The organism is Campylobacter sp. RM12647, assembly GCF_020138135.1.
Lineage (GTDB): Bacteria > Campylobacterota > Campylobacteria > Campylobacterales > Campylobacteraceae > Campylobacter_E.
Map to the genome: position 1 here is coordinate 58,805 of NZ_JACGAS010000005.1, position 14,610 is coordinate 73,414.

Here is a 14,610-nt window from a genome sequence, read left to right on the forward strand (position 1 = left end):
GAATTGTTATTAGTTTTTGATAGCAAAATTAGGAATTTAAATTCCTAATCTTTAACCAAGCCTTTTTTTAAATCTCTTATTAAAAATCTAGCAGGATGAAGTGCGTATTCGTATCTTTTAAACATTCCACTAGGTGTGTTGTTAAAATAACTAGCAATTAATCTTGCAGATGTTATCGCACTAGATAAACCCCTTGAACCATGAGCTGTATTTATAAAAATCCTACTTCTTGGAGAATTTACTTGCGGTTTATGTTTATCAAATTGTAAAGATTTATAAAGATTTTTATATTTTTCTTCATTAAAATAAGCTCCAACAATAGGAAATCTATCTGAAGAATAACTTCTATAACCAACCCTATTACCTATTACCAAATCACTAAAATCAGCTTTAAAAATTTCTTTAAAATTATTTATATTAATATCATCATACTCTCTACTTGCTTCAGCAATTAAGTTTCTATCATAAGTAGCACCTAATAAAATAATCCCATCTTTTGCTCCAGTTATATAAGCTTTTGAGCTAATTGGGTGCTTATATTTAATTTTATTTTTTAGCCAAGTTGCCTGACCTCTTACTACTGATAATGGTAAATTACTAAAGATTTCTTTAGAATATGCACCACTAGCAAATATTACAGCATCAAAAATCATAGTCTTATTATCAAAATCAAGCTCAACTCTATCATAAAATTCTCTAAAACTATTTAGTTTATAATTTAAAAATATCCTAGTATTGGATTTTGCAAAAATTTTAGGAACTAATTTACAGGGTTCTAATGTCCCACCATCTTTTAAATATGCAAAATCAAAATGTAATTTAATTAATGGATTATCCTTTTGTAGTTTAAATCTTTCTCTTAATTCATCAGTATATGCGTGCTCTAATATCCCTTCTAAGCTATAGCCTAATTTTTTATAAAATTTTGAACTATGCCAAAACGAAAACTGACTAAATTCTCCTAACAAACTTGATGGATTTTGAATTAATGCTGTTAATAACCCTATTTTATTTCCGCTTCCTTCATTTGCTAAAGTATGGCTTTGCTCAAATACACTAATAGTTTTACCTAACTTTGATAGTTCATAAGCTATTGTAGCGCCTGCAATACCACCACCAATAATTGCTATATTATTAACTTCTAAATAATTTTTATGAAAATATCCTTCTATATCATCTTGCAAATCTTTATGTTTTAATATAGCAAGAGTGCTTTCTCTTTTTATTCCCAAATTAATATCGTGTATTTCAAATCCTAATTCAATTAAAGATTTTTTAAAATCAGAATTTGAACTATAACTAACCAATTTACCAGTTAATTTTAATAGCTTTTTGACATATTTTAAAGTCTCTTTAGAAAACATTTCTTTATTTTTATTAGGAGAAAAACCATCAGCATATACAACATCAGCTAAAAAATCTAAATCTTTTAAAGCAATATTTACATCTTGAAATACCAAGTCAAGAACAACCCCATCAAATTCTATTCTATAAATTCCATCTTTGCAAGGTGGATAATCATTAATAAAATTATTATTTAACTCTATACCAAATTTATTACAAAAATATCTTATGTCATCAATACTTTGGTAATAATTTTCAATCGCTACATAATGGAGTTTTATGCCTAAATCAATAGCTCTTTTTGCACTTAAAAAGAAATTTAAACCCAATCCAAAACCAAGTTCTAAAATAGTTAATTTATTAAATGCGTTACTAAAAGCATTATCTATATAAATTCCATTTCTTTCTTTTAAAGGTTCTTTTATGTTGTAATAAAAATCATCAAAATCTAAAGAAAAAATCTCATCATTTTTTAAAATCCAATTCGCCTTTTTCATAAAACTTCCTTATTTATTTTTAACAAAATAACTCTCAATTCCATTTACAATACCATTTACCAAATAATCCTGATAAGCACTATCTGCGATATTTTTACCTTCAATAGGATGTGATATATAGCCAACTTCAATCAAAACAGCAGGCATTAAAGCACCAACTAAAACCCAAAAAGGAGCTTCTTTTACGCCACCATCTCGCTTTAAATATCCCTTAGGTATATTATTTAAAATACCACCTTGTATATCAATAGCTAACTTATTAGATGAAATAATTTTTTCTCTATTTAAAAAATTCAAAAAAGTTTGTTTAGAAAAATAATTCATCTCTTCAATATCACTTTTATTTTCTATTGCAGCTGCGTTTTTACTTCTTTCGCTTCTAGCTGGAGAGAGAAAATATGTCTCAATTCCATATATTTTATCAAATTTTGTCTTATCCCCGATAGAATTTGCGTGAATACTTATAAATAAATCACTTTTTTTATCATTTGCCATTTTAGTTCTATCTCTTAGATTTATATAAACATCTTTTTTTCTTGTTAAAAATACTTTATACCCTTTGTTTTTTAGAGCTTTTTCTAATTTTAGAACTATTGATAGAGTAATGTTTTTCTCATATCTGCCAAAAGCAGTTGCACCTACATCTTTTCCACCATGACCTGCGTCTAAAGTAATTAATAAATTTGATTTTTTAAATCCAACTTCAACTTTTTCACTAATCTCATCAGTGCTTACTTCTAAAGAATTATTATTTATATTAAAAAATATTTTTTTAGTATTCTTAGAGTATAAAACCACTCTTACCTTTTTAGGATTAAATTGTAAAACACTAATAGAGTATGTTTTAAAATCATAATTTTTCCTACCACCATTTAAAACTGCGTCAAATTCTAAAATTTGATTGTTGTTATAGCTAAAAGTTTTAATATCATCATTTGATAAAGAGTTGTTTAAAGTCAATAAAACCCCATTATCTTTTTTAACGGCTTTTGTAATTGTTATAGGTTTTTTGCTTTTATCATTTGCAATATTATTTGCAGCATTATCATTACTATCTAGCTTCGTATTTATATTACTTTCTTGTTTGTTTTTATCGTTAGTAGTAGCGTTTTTTGCATTATTATTTACTTTAGTATTATTATCTAATTCTTTTTTATCTTCAACTAAAGATTTTTTTATTTGAGTAGTATTTTCTTGCTTATTTTGCTCTTGCAAATTACCATCTATAGTAATGAGTAAAACATTATTATCAATCTTATAATCTAATTTCAAATCAGATTTTGACCTTAAGACAAATCTTACTTTTTCCGGATTGAATTGAACTAAACTTACTTCATAATTTTTATCTATGAAATTTTGTTTTCCTATATCTAAAGCAGCATTAAATTCCAATATTTTATTTTTTAATTCTTTTGTATTATAGATAATACTTTTTATATTATTATCAAAATCTCCTTTTAATGATATTTCTATTGTATTATTTGCCTTATTAATTTTAGTTATATAAGTTTTTTTTACTTCTTCTTGTTTTGTTTCTGGCTTATTTTGACTATTTATATTTTTAGAATTTAAAGTATTTGTTGTAGTTTTAGTATTTTGTGTTTTGGTATTTTGAGTATTAATTGATTTTTGCTCTTTAGCTATATCTTTAGTCTTTTTTGCATCAGTATTATTTATATTATTAAATGAAATCTTATTAGGATTAATACCTAAATCTTGTAATTCTTTTTGATATGTAGATGAATCAAGTTTTAATGTTTTTGAACTTAAAATAATTCTTTTTAAAACTTCTTTTTTGGTATCAATATCATCAGAAATTATACTTTTAATATATATAGTTTTTAATCTCTGATGAATTGCTAATTGTTCTGTTTTGCTAGATAATAAAAAACTCTTATCAAAATTAACAAATTCTTCATTTAAACTACTAGCAAACAAAACAACGCTTAGTAATAATAGTAAGATTTTATTCATCTTCACCATTAACTAATTTTTCAATCAACTCTTTAACACTAATTAACTTATTTAATCTATATCCATTAGCACCTGTAAAAAATAATCCACTTTCCTTTTTTCCACTATAAGCATCATAAAGTCTTTCGGCAATACAATATCCTACCTTTTTAGCACCCCTACCACGCTCACATGGTGCAACACAATTTGCTATACAAGAAATTTTAGGAGCAGTGCCTTCTTCTATCATTTTTTGAAGGTTTGTTCTAATACCACGAGCAGGATAGCCAACAGGACTTTTTAGCAATTCTATATCTTCTTTTTTAGCATCTAATAATACTTGTTTAAATTCAAGTGCAGCATCACATTCATAAGTTCCTATAAATCTTGTTCCCATTTGAACCCCATTTGCACCTAAACTAATAGCATTTAAAATGTCATTTTTATTCCAAATTCCACCAGCTGCAATTAAAGGAATATTATCTCCCCATTCATTAAGTTCAGCTCTTACTTCAGGAATTAATTTTTCTAATTGATAATTTGGGTCTATACATTGCTCGTATGTAAATCCTTGATGACCACCACTTAAAGGCCCTTCAAGAACAACTGCATCAGGTAATCTATCGTATCTTTGAGTCCATCTTTTACAAATTATTTTAAGTGCTTTTGCTGATGATACAATAGGAATTAATGCAACATCAGGAAAGTCTTTAGTAAATTCTGGCAAATTTGTAGGTAATCCTGCACCACTAATAATTGCATTAAAACCGACATTGCAAGCGTCTTTTACTATTCTTTCATATTCATTTGACGCATGCATTATATTACAGCCTAATGGTGAGTCATTGCAGATTTTTCTAGCATTAGTAATTACAGCATTAAGTCCTTTTGTAGAATAAAAATTCTCACTTCCATAAGGTTTGCCATTTAGCTCTTTGTTAATATGTGCTCTATTTTCATAAAACCCAGTTCCAACCGAACTAATAATACCTAAAGCTCCATTTAAACTAACATTACCAGCTAATTTATCCCAACTTATTCCAAGTCCCATACCTCCTTGAAATACCGGCACTTTTAATGTAAAATTTCTTATTTTTAATTCTGGTAAGCTCATTATTATCCTTTTATTATTACTTTTGCAAATTTTCTTTTTCCAACTTGAATTATAAATTCACCATTGCTTAATTTTAGTTGTTCATCGCTAATTTTTTCTCCATTAACACTTACAGAATTAGCTTTTATAGCTCTTCTTGCTTCACTGCCTGAACTTGCCAAATTAGTATCTTGCATTAGTTTTATAATCCATTGTTCTTCATTAAAATTAAACTCCGCAATATCACTTGGAATTTCATTTTTACTATGAATATTATCAAACTCATTTTTCGCATTAATTGCTAAATCTTTACCCCAAAATCTCTCAACTATTTCTAAAGCCAAATTTTCTTTAGCAACCTTTGGATGTAGAGTATTGTTTTTAATATTGTCAAAAATATCATTAATTTCTTTTGTTGTCTTAAAACTTAAAAGATTGTAATATTCCTTCATTAATTTATCACTTATACTAAGTAATTTTGCATACATAGAATTTGGTTCTTCACTAACTCCGATATAATTACCCAAACTTTTACTCATTTTATTAACACCATCAAGACCTACTAAAAGTGGTAACATTATAATACCTTGTTCTTTACCTGTATTATAAGTTCTTTGTAATGTTCTTCCCATTAATAAATTAAATTTTTGGTCAGTTCCACCCATTTCAATATCGCATTTTAATGCAACGCTATCATAACCTTGTAAAAGTGGGTATAAAAATTCGCTAATTGATATAGGGCTTTGTTCTTTAAATCTTTTCGTAAAATCATCTCTCTCAAGCATTCTAGCTACACTAAAAGTTGATGTAAGTTCAACTATGCCAACTGCTCCTAAAGCATTAAGCCAAGTTGAATTAAATTTTAATTCAGTTTTTTCTTTATCTAAAATTTTAAAAACTTGCTCTTCATAAGTTTTTGCATTTTTTAAAACTTCTTCCTTGCTTAATTGTTTTCTAGTAGCACTTTTACCTGTTGGATCACCTATTTGAGCAGTGAAATCTCCTATTAGGAATTGAACTATAGCACCATGATTTTGTAAAAATCTCATTTTGTTTAAAATAACACTATGACCTAAATGTAAATCAGGTGCAGTTGGATCAAACCCAGCTTTTACATAAAATACTTCGCCCTTTTCATAGTAATTTTTAATCAAATTCTTAATTTTTTCTAAATCAATAAATTCTGATACACCGCGTTCTAAATCATTATAAATTTCATTCAAATTCATCTTTATCCTTTATTCACTATAAGCGTCTTTTAATGATATAAACTCATAGATTTTACATTTTGTTTTGATTTTTTCTTTTGCTATTTCTATATTTTGATTATCAGGTACTTCAAAAACTATTTCAAAATACTCCAATAAACTATCAGCATTTTTTGTAATATTAATACTATTAACATTGATTTGTAGTTTTAGTAATTCTGTTAATAATGCTAATAATGTGCCTTTTTTATTCTCTAAAGAAAAAATCATTTTATAATTTTTAGGAGCATGCTTAGACCATTTAATTAGCACCATTTCTTCTTTAGAATCTTCCATTAATTTACTTGCTCTTTCACATAATTTATTATGAATTGTAACAGAATGATTATGTTTAAAAGCAACTATATCATCACCTCTTTTTGGGTTACAACAATAATCAAAATCCACATTATTTATTTTGTAGTTTGAATATACAACAAGATTTTCTATTCTTTGTTTTTTTAAATCATAATTTTTAACTAGCCAAATTCTTTTTGAATATTTTTTAAGACTATCTATAACCTTACTTAAAGTAATATTATCTGTAGTGCATTTTTTAACATTTTTTGATAGTTTTTCATTTGCAATCCAAGTATTTATTTTGTCTTCATCAGCACTAAAAATAGTTTGCAAAATTCTTAACCCAGCTTTTTGGTCTATACTTGAAATTCTTTGCTTGCAATGTGATTTAATCATAGCTTTGGCTCTAGCAGTAACTACACTATCAAGCCAAGAGCATCTTGGTTTTGCGTTATCATCTATCTCAATTCTTACAATATCCCCATTTTTAAGACTTGTAAGCAATGGAGATTTTACTCTGTTTATATAAGCATGACTTGCTTTAAGACCAATTTGTGAATGAACTTCAAAAGCAAAATCAAGAGCAGTCGAACCTCTAGGTAATGTAAAAATCTCTCCTTTTGGAGAATAAACCGCAATATCTTCAACATATAAACTATCTTTTGCGTATTCATAAAATGCTAAATCATTGTCTTTTTCTTCTAAAGAACTATTGGTTGCTATATCATTTACCCAATCAGCTTTATAGTCTTCTTTATCATTTTTATATTTCCAATGTGCTGCAATTCCAAGTTCTGCAGTTTCGTGCATTTTATATGTTCTAATTTGTGCTTCTATTATTGATTGCGCGTCAAATAAAGTAGTATGGATTGTTTGGTAACCATTTTGCTTAGGTAAGGCAATATAGTCTTTAAATCTTGAAGCAAGTGGATTAAAATGCACATGTAAAAGTCCTAAAACTATATAACAATCTTTAACATCTTTTACTAAAATTCTAATCCCCAATAAATCAAGAACTTCTTCAATACTAACGCCTTTTCTTTGCATTTTTAAAAAAATAGAATATACATGTTTTATTCTTTTTTCTATTTTAAAATCTACATCTTCAATATATCCGTTATCACGCATTAAATTAATTATTTTTTCAATAAAATCATTTAATGTTAATTGTAATTGCACATTATTTGCCTTTAAATAATCTGCTATTTCTTTAAATTCTACTGGCATTAAATATTTAAAACTTAAATCTTCTAAGTAATTTTTAATACTAGAAATTCCTAACCTATGTGCAATTGGTGCATATACCATTAGAGTTTCTTCAGCTATTCTTTTTTGTTTTGCTTCTCTTAACGCATCAAGAGTTAGCATATTATGCAATCTATCACATAATTTAACAAGCAATACCCTACTATCTTCAATGCTAACCATCAACATATTTCTAAAAGTCATTGCTGATTTTCTAAGTTTTTCGTTTGATTCTGAACTAGCTAAATTATCTCCCCTAATCTCAACTATTTTAGTCATACCTTCAACTAAAATACCCACAGAATGTCCGAACATTTTTACAAGTTCTTCCTGAGTGCATTCGGTATCTTCTACAACATCGTGCAAAAGTGCTGCTAAAATCATACTTTCATCTTTTGAAAAGAAAGCTACAAAACACGCAACTAAAATAGGATGAATAGAATAAGGTTCTCCACTTTTTCTAAATTGTCCTTCATGTGATTTTATACAAAAATCTAAAGCTTTTTCAAGCATAGGAGTGCTTGAAAAAAGTGAATACAATAATTCCCGTGCTTTATTTAAATCATTACAATGCTTAATGTCTTCTAATAATGTTTCAAAACTTAGAATATTTTTCATTTTTTTATTCGTTTATTACACCATCAAATATAATTTTTTCTTCAGCAACTTCTAACATTGCTATATCAGTAAATTTCATTTTTCCTTTTTCAACTTTTACTAAAGGTTCAGCACCATCACTTAATTCTCTAGCTCTTTTAGCTACTATTAAAGATAGAATATATCTATCATTTCCTACTTTTTCTAATGCTTTTGCTGCTACTTGTTCAGTTCTCATTTTATTCCTTTTAATTAATTTTTTACGATTGAGCAATTGCTAAAATCATCTTTAATAATTTTTAAAATATTACCTTCTTCAAACATATTGCAAACTACTATTGGTAATTTATTATCCTTAGCAAGTGCTATTGCTGTATCGTCCATTACCTTAATATCATCGCCCATAGCAAGTTCGTAACTTAATTCATTATATCTTTTTGCATCTTCAAATTTCATAGGGTCTTTATCATATACACCATTAACTTTTGTTGCTTTAATAATCATTTCAGCATTAATTTCAATAGCTCTTAAAACTGCTGCAGTATCAGTAGTAAAAAATGGATTACCTGTTCCTGCTGCAAAAATTACAACTCTGCCTTTTTCTAAATGTCTTTGCGCTCTTCTCATAATATAAGTTTCGCAAAAAGCTTCCATTTGAATAGCACTCTGAACTCTTACACTAATTCCACAACCTTCTAACGCTTCTTGCATAGCAATTGAGTTTATCACGGTAGATAACATTCCCATATGATCGCCACTAACACGCTTAATTATCCCATCTTTAGCAGCACTAACTCCACGAATAATATTACCACCACCAATAACAATTCCTACTTGAGTTCCAGCATCTACTAATTGTTTAATTTGTCCTGCAATAAACTTTAAAATATGAGTATCTATTCCAAAGCCTTGCTTTCCAGCCAAAGCTTCACCTGAAAACTTAATTAAAATTCTTTTAGCCATAATGATTTCTCCTTAATTGATAAACGCGATACTACAAAAAAATTTTTAACGCTTAAACTCAAGTAAGAATTTTTCAATCTGATATCTATCTCTATAAGCAGGGCTCATTAAATGAATTAAACAATCTCCTAAATCAAGAACACTCCAATCATCAGTGCATTCTTCATAATAAACTTTACTATTATGTTTTTTTAACAATTCTTTAATATCTTCAATTATTGCAAAAGATTGTTTAGTAGAAATCATAGTTGCAATAATTACTTCATCTACAAAATATTCACTTCCTTTAATATTAATCAACTCAACATTCTCTGCTTTTTTTTCATCTAAAAGCTTAATAATATCTTCATTTCTATTCATTACTTTCCTTTATAAAATTCTTTTACTTCATCTTTAATTTTAGGATTTACTTTTTCCAAAATCAAATTATTTCTTATAAAACTTGAAGATATATCTTCATTTATTTCAAGTCTTAAATAATTATCTGGTATAAAAATATTATCCCTACTAGCTATAACAAAAACGACATTTTTAGATAATTCATCAAAATTATGCCATTTATGTAAAGTTTTTAAATGATCAGCCCCTATTATAAAATAAATTAAGCTAGAATTTAGTAAATTTTTAAAATACATAACACTCTTAAAACTAGGAACTGGCTCATTTTGAGATATTTCATAATCACTTATTAATAATTTATCACTTTCAACAAACACGCTTTTTAGCCATTTTAATCTAAGTTCTGGACTAGCATTAAAATTATTTTTAAATAAACTAATATATGTTGGCAATATTATTAATTTATCAATATCTAATGTATCTAAAGCTGCTTTTACTACTTTTTCATGACCTAAATGAACTGGGTCAAAACTACCACCAAAAATTGCTATTTTCAAAATCTCTTAACCTTTTTTTATTAGTATTATCTCAAATTTTTTAAATAAAGGGTTAAAAATGGGAGTAAATGTAGCGATTAATGGATTTGGTAGGATTGGTAGATGTCTTAGTAGAATAATTCTTAATGAAAACAAAATGAATTTAGTAGCAATAAATTGCTCGTGGGATATGAAAAGTATTAAATACCTTCTAAAATACGATAGTGTTCATGGGAATTTCAATCAAGAAATTGACAATGATGGAGAAGATATTTTAATAGTAGGAAATAAAAGAATTCAAATAATTAGAAGTAGAGAAATTGAAAATATTGATTTTGCTAAATATGGAGCTAGTTTAGTTTTTGAATGCACGGGAGCATTTTTAACACAAGAAAAAACTAAAGCATATTTAGACAATGGTATTAAACAAGTAATTATGTCAGCACCACCAAAAGATAATACACCTATGTTTGTAATGGATGTAAATCACACTAAATATAACGGCGAAGCTATTATTTCAAATGCAAGTTGCACAACAAACTGCCTTGCACCAATGGCAAAAGTTTTAGATGAAAATTTCGGTATTAAAAAAGCTTTAATGAATACAATTCACGCATATACAGCAACTCAAGAACTATGTGATACAAAATGCCCTAAAGACATTAGAAGGGGTCGCGCAGCAGCACTAAATCTAGTCCCATCAAGCACAGGTGCAGCAAAATCAATAGGTAAAGTTATACCTAACCTTTTAGGTAAAGTTGATGGTCAAAGTGTTAGAACTAGCTTAGCAAATGTATCAATGCTTGATTTAACTTTATTGTTAGATAAAAAAACTACAAAAGATGAAATAAATGAAACTTTTATAAAAGCAAGTAAAACAATGAATGAAATTCTAGCAATTGATTACGATTGCTGCGTTTCAAGTGATTTTTGCACTAGCACTTATGGATGTATATTTGTCCCTGATTTAACTCAAATAATTGATGAAGATTTTGTAAAAGTTCTAGCTTGGTATGATAATGAATACGGATATTCATATCAATTAAATAGATTAGCTCAATATATTAGCAAGGAGAAATAATATGCCTTTAATTTCCATAAAAGATGTAGATTTAGTAAATAAATGTGTTTTTATTAGATGTGATTTTAATGTCCCACAAGATGAATTTGGAAACATTAGTGATGATAGAAGAATAAAATCTGCAATTCCAACTATTAAATATTGCCTTGACAATGATGCTAGAGTGATTCTTGCAAGTCATTTGGGTAGACCAAAAGAAATAAGTGATAAATATTCTTTAAAGCCAGTTGCAAAAAGATTATCAAAACTTCTTGGAACTGAAGTTATAATGGCAAACGATATAATCGGAGAAGACGCTCAAAATAAAGCTAAAAACTTAAAAAAAGGTGAAATTTTACTACTAGAGAATTTAAGATTTATAAAAGGTGAAACAAAAAACGATGAAGATTTGGCTAAGAATTTAGCTTCAATGTGTGATGTGTATTGTAATGATGCTTTTGGAGTTTGCCATAGAGCACATTCAAGTGTAGAAGCAATTACTAGATTTGCAAAAGAAATTTGTGCTGGGTTTTTATTACAAAAAGAATTTAATTTCGCACAAGATTTATTAAAATCTCCTGCTAGACCTTTTGTTGCTGTTGTTGGAGGTAGTAAAGTTAGTGGAAAATTACAAGCTTTACACAATCTACTTCCTAAAGTTGATAAGATAATAATTGGTGGTGGAATGGCTTTTACTTTCCTTAAAGCAAACGGATTAAACATAGGAAATTCAATTGTAGAAGAAGAACTAATTGAAGATGCTAAACAAATTATGCAAACTGCAAAAGAACTAGGCGTTAAATTATATTTACCTGTTGATGTTCTTGCTGCACAAAGCTTTTCAAATGATAGTGTAGTAAAGAAAGTAAGCGTTCAAGAAATACCAAATGGTTGGATGGGGCTTGATATTGGACCTGCTAGCTCAATTTTATTTAAAGAAATTTTAAGTGACGCTCAAACTATATGGTGGAATGGACCTATGGGGGTATTTGAGTTTGATAAATTCTCAAAAGGTAGCTTTAAAATGAGCCATTATATAAGCGATTCTTATGCTACTAGCGTTGCTGGTGGTGGAGACACTGCTGATGTTATTAATCGTGCAGGAGATGCTGATGATTTTAGTTTTATCTCTACTGGCGGTGGTGCTAGTTTAGAACTAATTGAAGGTAAGGAATTACCTGCTATAAAACCACTTATATTAAAGGAAGAATATTAATGATAATTGCCGCAAATTTTAAATGTAATCATACTAGAAAAGGTTTTGCTGAATACGCTAAAAAGCTTAATGCTTATTTAAGATTTAGTGATTTTACTAATCTTGAAGTAATTGTAGCTCCAAGTGCAACTTCATTTATTGATAGTGAATTTAGTTTCATTCAAGCTGCTCAAAATATATATCCAACTCATAGTGGAGCTTTTACTGGAGAAATTGGACTAGATCATTTGCTAGAATTTGGAATTAAAACAATTATTTTAGGACATTGTGAAAGAAGAAATTTAGGCGAAACAGATGAATTTCTAGCAAAAAAATTTGAATTTTGCGCTGAAAATGATTTAAAAATTATTTATTGCATAGGAGAAGATTACTCTACTTACGAACAAAATAAAAGCATAGATTTTTTAAATAAACAACTAAATAAAATAGATTTACAATATGATAAACTAATATTAGCTTATGAGCCAATTTATAGTATTGGTAAAAGTGCTGCAAAATTAGAAGATATTGAAAATATTATGAGCTTTTTACGCTCAAAAACTAAGCAAAGTATTTTATATGGTGGTAGTGTAAATTCTAGTAATATCGCTGATATTAAAAGACTTTGCGATGGGGTTTTGGTAGGTGGAGCTAGTCTTAATGTAGATGGTTTTATAGACTTAATCAATGCCGCAATAAGAGGTTAATATGATAGGCCTAATCGGTGGGATGAGCTATGCTAGCACAATAACTTATTATAAATTAATAAATGAATTTAGCCAAGCTCATCACAATTCTTTATCTCGTGCAAAGATTTTAATATCAAGCGTAGATTTTGATGAGATTGAAGAACTTCAACACAATAACGAATGGCAAAAAGCAGGAGAACTATTAAATAAAGAAGCAAAAAGATTAGAAAAGGCTGGAGCAAACATAATTGCACTTTGTACAAATACTATGCATAAAATTGCAAATGATTTGCAAAAAGATTTAAAAGCTAGATTTATTCATATAGCCCATTCAAGCCTTAAAGAATTAAATCATAATAATATAAAAAATATTTTATTACTAGGCACCAAATATACTATGCAAGAAGACTTTTATAAAAAAGAGTTAAAAGGAATAAATGTAATTACCCCAAATAATAGTGATATAAATACTATTAATGATATTATTTTCAATGAACTTTGCTTTAATGTTATCAAACAAAATAGTAAAGAAACTTTCATAAATATTATAAATAAACATAATATTGAAGGAATTTTATTAGCTTGCACTGAAATTGCACTATTAATTAACGAAAATGATTTTAAAAATATAAAAGTCTTTGATACAACATATATTCATGCAAAAGATATATTTTTGCAGTCTTTAGAGTAAAATGACAAGAGTTATAGTAAAACCAATAGATAAAAATAAATTTGAACTAGCTTTTGAATATAAATATGAAAGCAAAAATCAAACCATCATAATACCAAAGGGATTTGTTACAAATGGAGCAAATATACCTAGAATATTTTGGAGTTTCTTTCCACCAAATTCTCCAGAATACTTATCAGCAGTAGTAATTCATGATTTTTTATGTCTTCAAGCTAAAAAAAGTAAAAAATACCAAGACGCTGTTTTAGCTGATGAAATTTTTAAAGAAGCTCTTAGAACTTTGCAAGTGGCAAATTACAAAATTAAAATATTTTATTTTTCTTGTAAAATATATCATTTATATAAAAAATACTTAGGATTTTATAGGTAATAATATTTATTAAACTAAACATTATTAAACCATTTTAATACTTTATATTTTTATAATTTACATTCAAACCCAATAATCATTTGATATCTAAAACTATTTATATTCTTTTAAAGCTTTAACATTAAAAAAAAGTTAAATTATTTAAAGTACTTATATGATTTTAACAAAAAAAGATGATAAAAAATAAGAATGGTGGAGCTGTGGAGATTTGAAAATATCTATAAAATAAGGGCTTTAAATATGCTAAGGACTAAATAAAGGACACTGACTAACAAAGATTGCACCTGTGCAACACTAAAAATTACTATTTTACAAGGGTTTTAAAAAATATAAAATCAATATAAAAAATAAGTAAAATTATATATAAATACATAAACAAACCACTGAGAACCAAACTATCCCATTTTGCCGATATTTTACAAAAATTCTAAGGACTAAAAAATTAGTTTCTATGTTTAATGAAAATATTTTTATTTATATTGGTAAAAAAC

Annotated in this window: 14 protein-coding genes; 5 read left to right on the forward strand and 9 right to left on the reverse strand. The window is 27.3% G+C overall.

Annotated features, from left to right (window positions below; genetic code table 11):
- Positions 1-44 precede the first annotated feature (44 nt).
- From mnmC to nadD, 9 genes are read right to left on the reverse strand one after another with little or no spacing between them, the layout of a single operon-like run.
- Positions 45-1,841, reverse strand: coding sequence for a bifunctional tRNA (5-methylaminomethyl-2-thiouridine)(34)-methyltransferase MnmD/FAD-dependent 5-carboxymethylaminomethyl-2-thiouridine(34) oxidoreductase MnmC (mnmC, locus tag AVBRAN12647_RS03275; protein ID WP_336614699.1), 1,797 nt, complete (start codon positions 1,839-1,841; stop codon positions 45-47).
- Positions 1,842-1,850: 9 nt separating this feature from the next.
- The gene (locus AVBRAN12647_RS03280; RefSeq protein ID WP_336609529.1) at positions 1,851-3,815 is read right to left on the reverse strand and encodes an N-acetylmuramoyl-L-alanine amidase family protein; all 1,965 of its coding nucleotides are present in this window, start codon (positions 3,813-3,815) and stop codon (positions 1,851-1,853) included.
- Positions 3,808-4,908, reverse strand: a complete 1,101-nt coding sequence (locus tag AVBRAN12647_RS03285) for a nitronate monooxygenase (RefSeq protein ID WP_214117573.1) — start codon at positions 4,906-4,908, stop codon at positions 3,808-3,810. Before AVBRAN12647_RS03285 ends, AVBRAN12647_RS03280 begins: the two co-directional genes overlap by 8 nt.
- Before the next feature lie 2 nt (positions 4,909-4,910).
- Positions 4,911-6,116 carry a tyrosine--tRNA ligase gene (tyrS, locus tag AVBRAN12647_RS03290; protein ID WP_336614700.1) on the reverse strand — a complete coding sequence of 402 codons (1,206 nt, stop codon included), beginning with the start codon at positions 6,114-6,116 and terminating at the stop codon, positions 4,911-4,913.
- A 9-nt stretch (positions 6,117-6,125) separates the two neighbouring features.
- The gene (locus tag AVBRAN12647_RS03295; RefSeq protein ID WP_214117575.1) at positions 6,126-8,297 is read right to left on the reverse strand and encodes a RelA/SpoT family protein; all 2,172 of its coding nucleotides are present in this window, start codon (positions 8,295-8,297) and stop codon (positions 6,126-6,128) included.
- 4 nt (positions 8,298-8,301) lie between these two features.
- Positions 8,302-8,514: a DNA-directed RNA polymerase subunit omega gene (locus AVBRAN12647_RS03300; protein ID WP_214117576.1), complete on the reverse strand. Its 213-nt coding sequence runs from the start codon at positions 8,512-8,514 to the stop codon at positions 8,302-8,304.
- Positions 8,515-8,528: 14 nt separating this feature from the next.
- Complete coding sequence (gene pyrH, locus AVBRAN12647_RS03305) at positions 8,529-9,239, reverse strand: UMP kinase (RefSeq protein ID WP_250325143.1); 711 nt, start codon at positions 9,237-9,239, stop codon at positions 8,529-8,531.
- Between the two features lie 45 nt (positions 9,240-9,284).
- Complete coding sequence (gene rsfS / locus AVBRAN12647_RS03310; RefSeq protein ID WP_214117577.1) at positions 9,285-9,599, reverse strand: ribosome silencing factor; 315 nt, start codon at positions 9,597-9,599, stop codon at positions 9,285-9,287.
- The gene (nadD, locus tag AVBRAN12647_RS03315) at positions 9,599-10,135 is read right to left on the reverse strand and encodes a nicotinate (nicotinamide) nucleotide adenylyltransferase (protein ID WP_214117578.1); all 537 of its coding nucleotides are present in this window, start codon (positions 10,133-10,135) and stop codon (positions 9,599-9,601) included. The genes rsfS and nadD overlap by 1 nt, the downstream gene beginning before the upstream one ends.
- Positions 10,136-10,193: 58 nt before the next feature.
- Here nadD and gap point away from each other — a divergent pair, with 58 nt between their 5' ends.
- Genes gap through AVBRAN12647_RS03340 form a run of 5 tightly spaced genes read left to right on the forward strand, consistent with a single transcriptional unit; the run spans position 10,194 to position 14,119 of the window.
- A complete protein-coding gene (gap, locus tag AVBRAN12647_RS03320) occupies positions 10,194-11,195 on the forward strand; it encodes a type I glyceraldehyde-3-phosphate dehydrogenase (RefSeq protein WP_214117579.1) in 1,002 nt (333 codons plus the stop codon).
- A gap of 1 nt (position 11,196) precedes the next feature.
- On the forward strand, positions 11,197-12,390 hold the full coding sequence (locus AVBRAN12647_RS03325; RefSeq protein ID WP_214117580.1) for a phosphoglycerate kinase: 1,194 nt from the start codon (positions 11,197-11,199) through the stop codon (positions 12,388-12,390).
- Positions 12,390-13,076 carry a triose-phosphate isomerase gene (locus AVBRAN12647_RS03330; protein WP_214117581.1) on the forward strand — a complete coding sequence of 229 codons (687 nt, stop codon included), beginning with the start codon at positions 12,390-12,392 and terminating at the stop codon, positions 13,074-13,076. The genes AVBRAN12647_RS03325 and AVBRAN12647_RS03330 overlap by 1 nt, the downstream gene beginning before the upstream one ends.
- A 1-nt stretch (position 13,077) precedes the next feature.
- The gene (locus tag AVBRAN12647_RS03335) at positions 13,078-13,749 is read left to right on the forward strand and encodes an aspartate/glutamate racemase family protein (RefSeq protein WP_214117582.1); all 672 of its coding nucleotides are present in this window, start codon (positions 13,078-13,080) and stop codon (positions 13,747-13,749) included.
- A gap of 1 nt (position 13,750) precedes the next feature.
- A complete protein-coding gene (locus tag AVBRAN12647_RS03340; RefSeq protein ID WP_336614701.1) occupies positions 13,751-14,119 on the forward strand; it encodes a DUF1353 domain-containing protein in 369 nt (122 codons plus the stop codon).
- Positions 14,120-14,610 lie beyond the last annotated feature (491 nt).

Bases quoted from the DNA above. Each gene is read 5' to 3' on its own strand.
- mnmC (WP_336614699.1), bottom strand. From the start codon at position 1,841: ATGAAAAAGGCGAATTGGATTTTAAAAAATGATGAGATTTTTTCTTTA.
- AVBRAN12647_RS03280 (WP_336609529.1), bottom strand. From the start codon at position 3,815: ATGAATAAAATCTTACTATTATTACTAAGCGTTGTTTTGTTTGCTAGT.
- AVBRAN12647_RS03285 (WP_214117573.1), bottom strand. From the start codon at position 4,908: ATGAGCTTACCAGAATTAAAAATAAGAAATTTTACATTAAAAGTGCCG.
- tyrS (WP_336614700.1), bottom strand. From the start codon at position 6,116: ATGAATTTGAATGAAATTTATAATGATTTAGAACGCGGTGTATCAGAA.
- AVBRAN12647_RS03295 (WP_214117575.1), bottom strand. From the start codon at position 8,297: ATGAAAAATATTCTAAGTTTTGAAACATTATTAGAAGACATTAAGCAT.
- AVBRAN12647_RS03300 (WP_214117576.1), bottom strand. From the start codon at position 8,514: ATGAGAACTGAACAAGTAGCAGCAAAAGCATTAGAAAAAGTAGGAAAT.
- pyrH (WP_250325143.1), bottom strand. From the start codon at position 9,239: ATGGCTAAAAGAATTTTAATTAAGTTTTCAGGTGAAGCTTTGGCTGGA.
- rsfS (WP_214117577.1), bottom strand. From the start codon at position 9,599: ATGAATAGAAATGAAGATATTATTAAGCTTTTAGATGAAAAAAAAGCA.
- gap (WP_214117579.1), top strand. From the start codon at position 10,194: ATGGGAGTAAATGTAGCGATTAATGGATTTGGTAGGATTGGTAGATGT.
- AVBRAN12647_RS03325 (WP_214117580.1), top strand. From the start codon at position 11,197: ATGCCTTTAATTTCCATAAAAGATGTAGATTTAGTAAATAAATGTGTT.
- AVBRAN12647_RS03330 (WP_214117581.1), top strand. From the start codon at position 12,390: ATGATAATTGCCGCAAATTTTAAATGTAATCATACTAGAAAAGGTTTT.
- AVBRAN12647_RS03335 (WP_214117582.1), top strand. From the start codon at position 13,078: ATGATAGGCCTAATCGGTGGGATGAGCTATGCTAGCACAATAACTTAT.
- AVBRAN12647_RS03340 (WP_336614701.1), top strand. From the start codon at position 13,751: ATGACAAGAGTTATAGTAAAACCAATAGATAAAAATAAATTTGAACTA.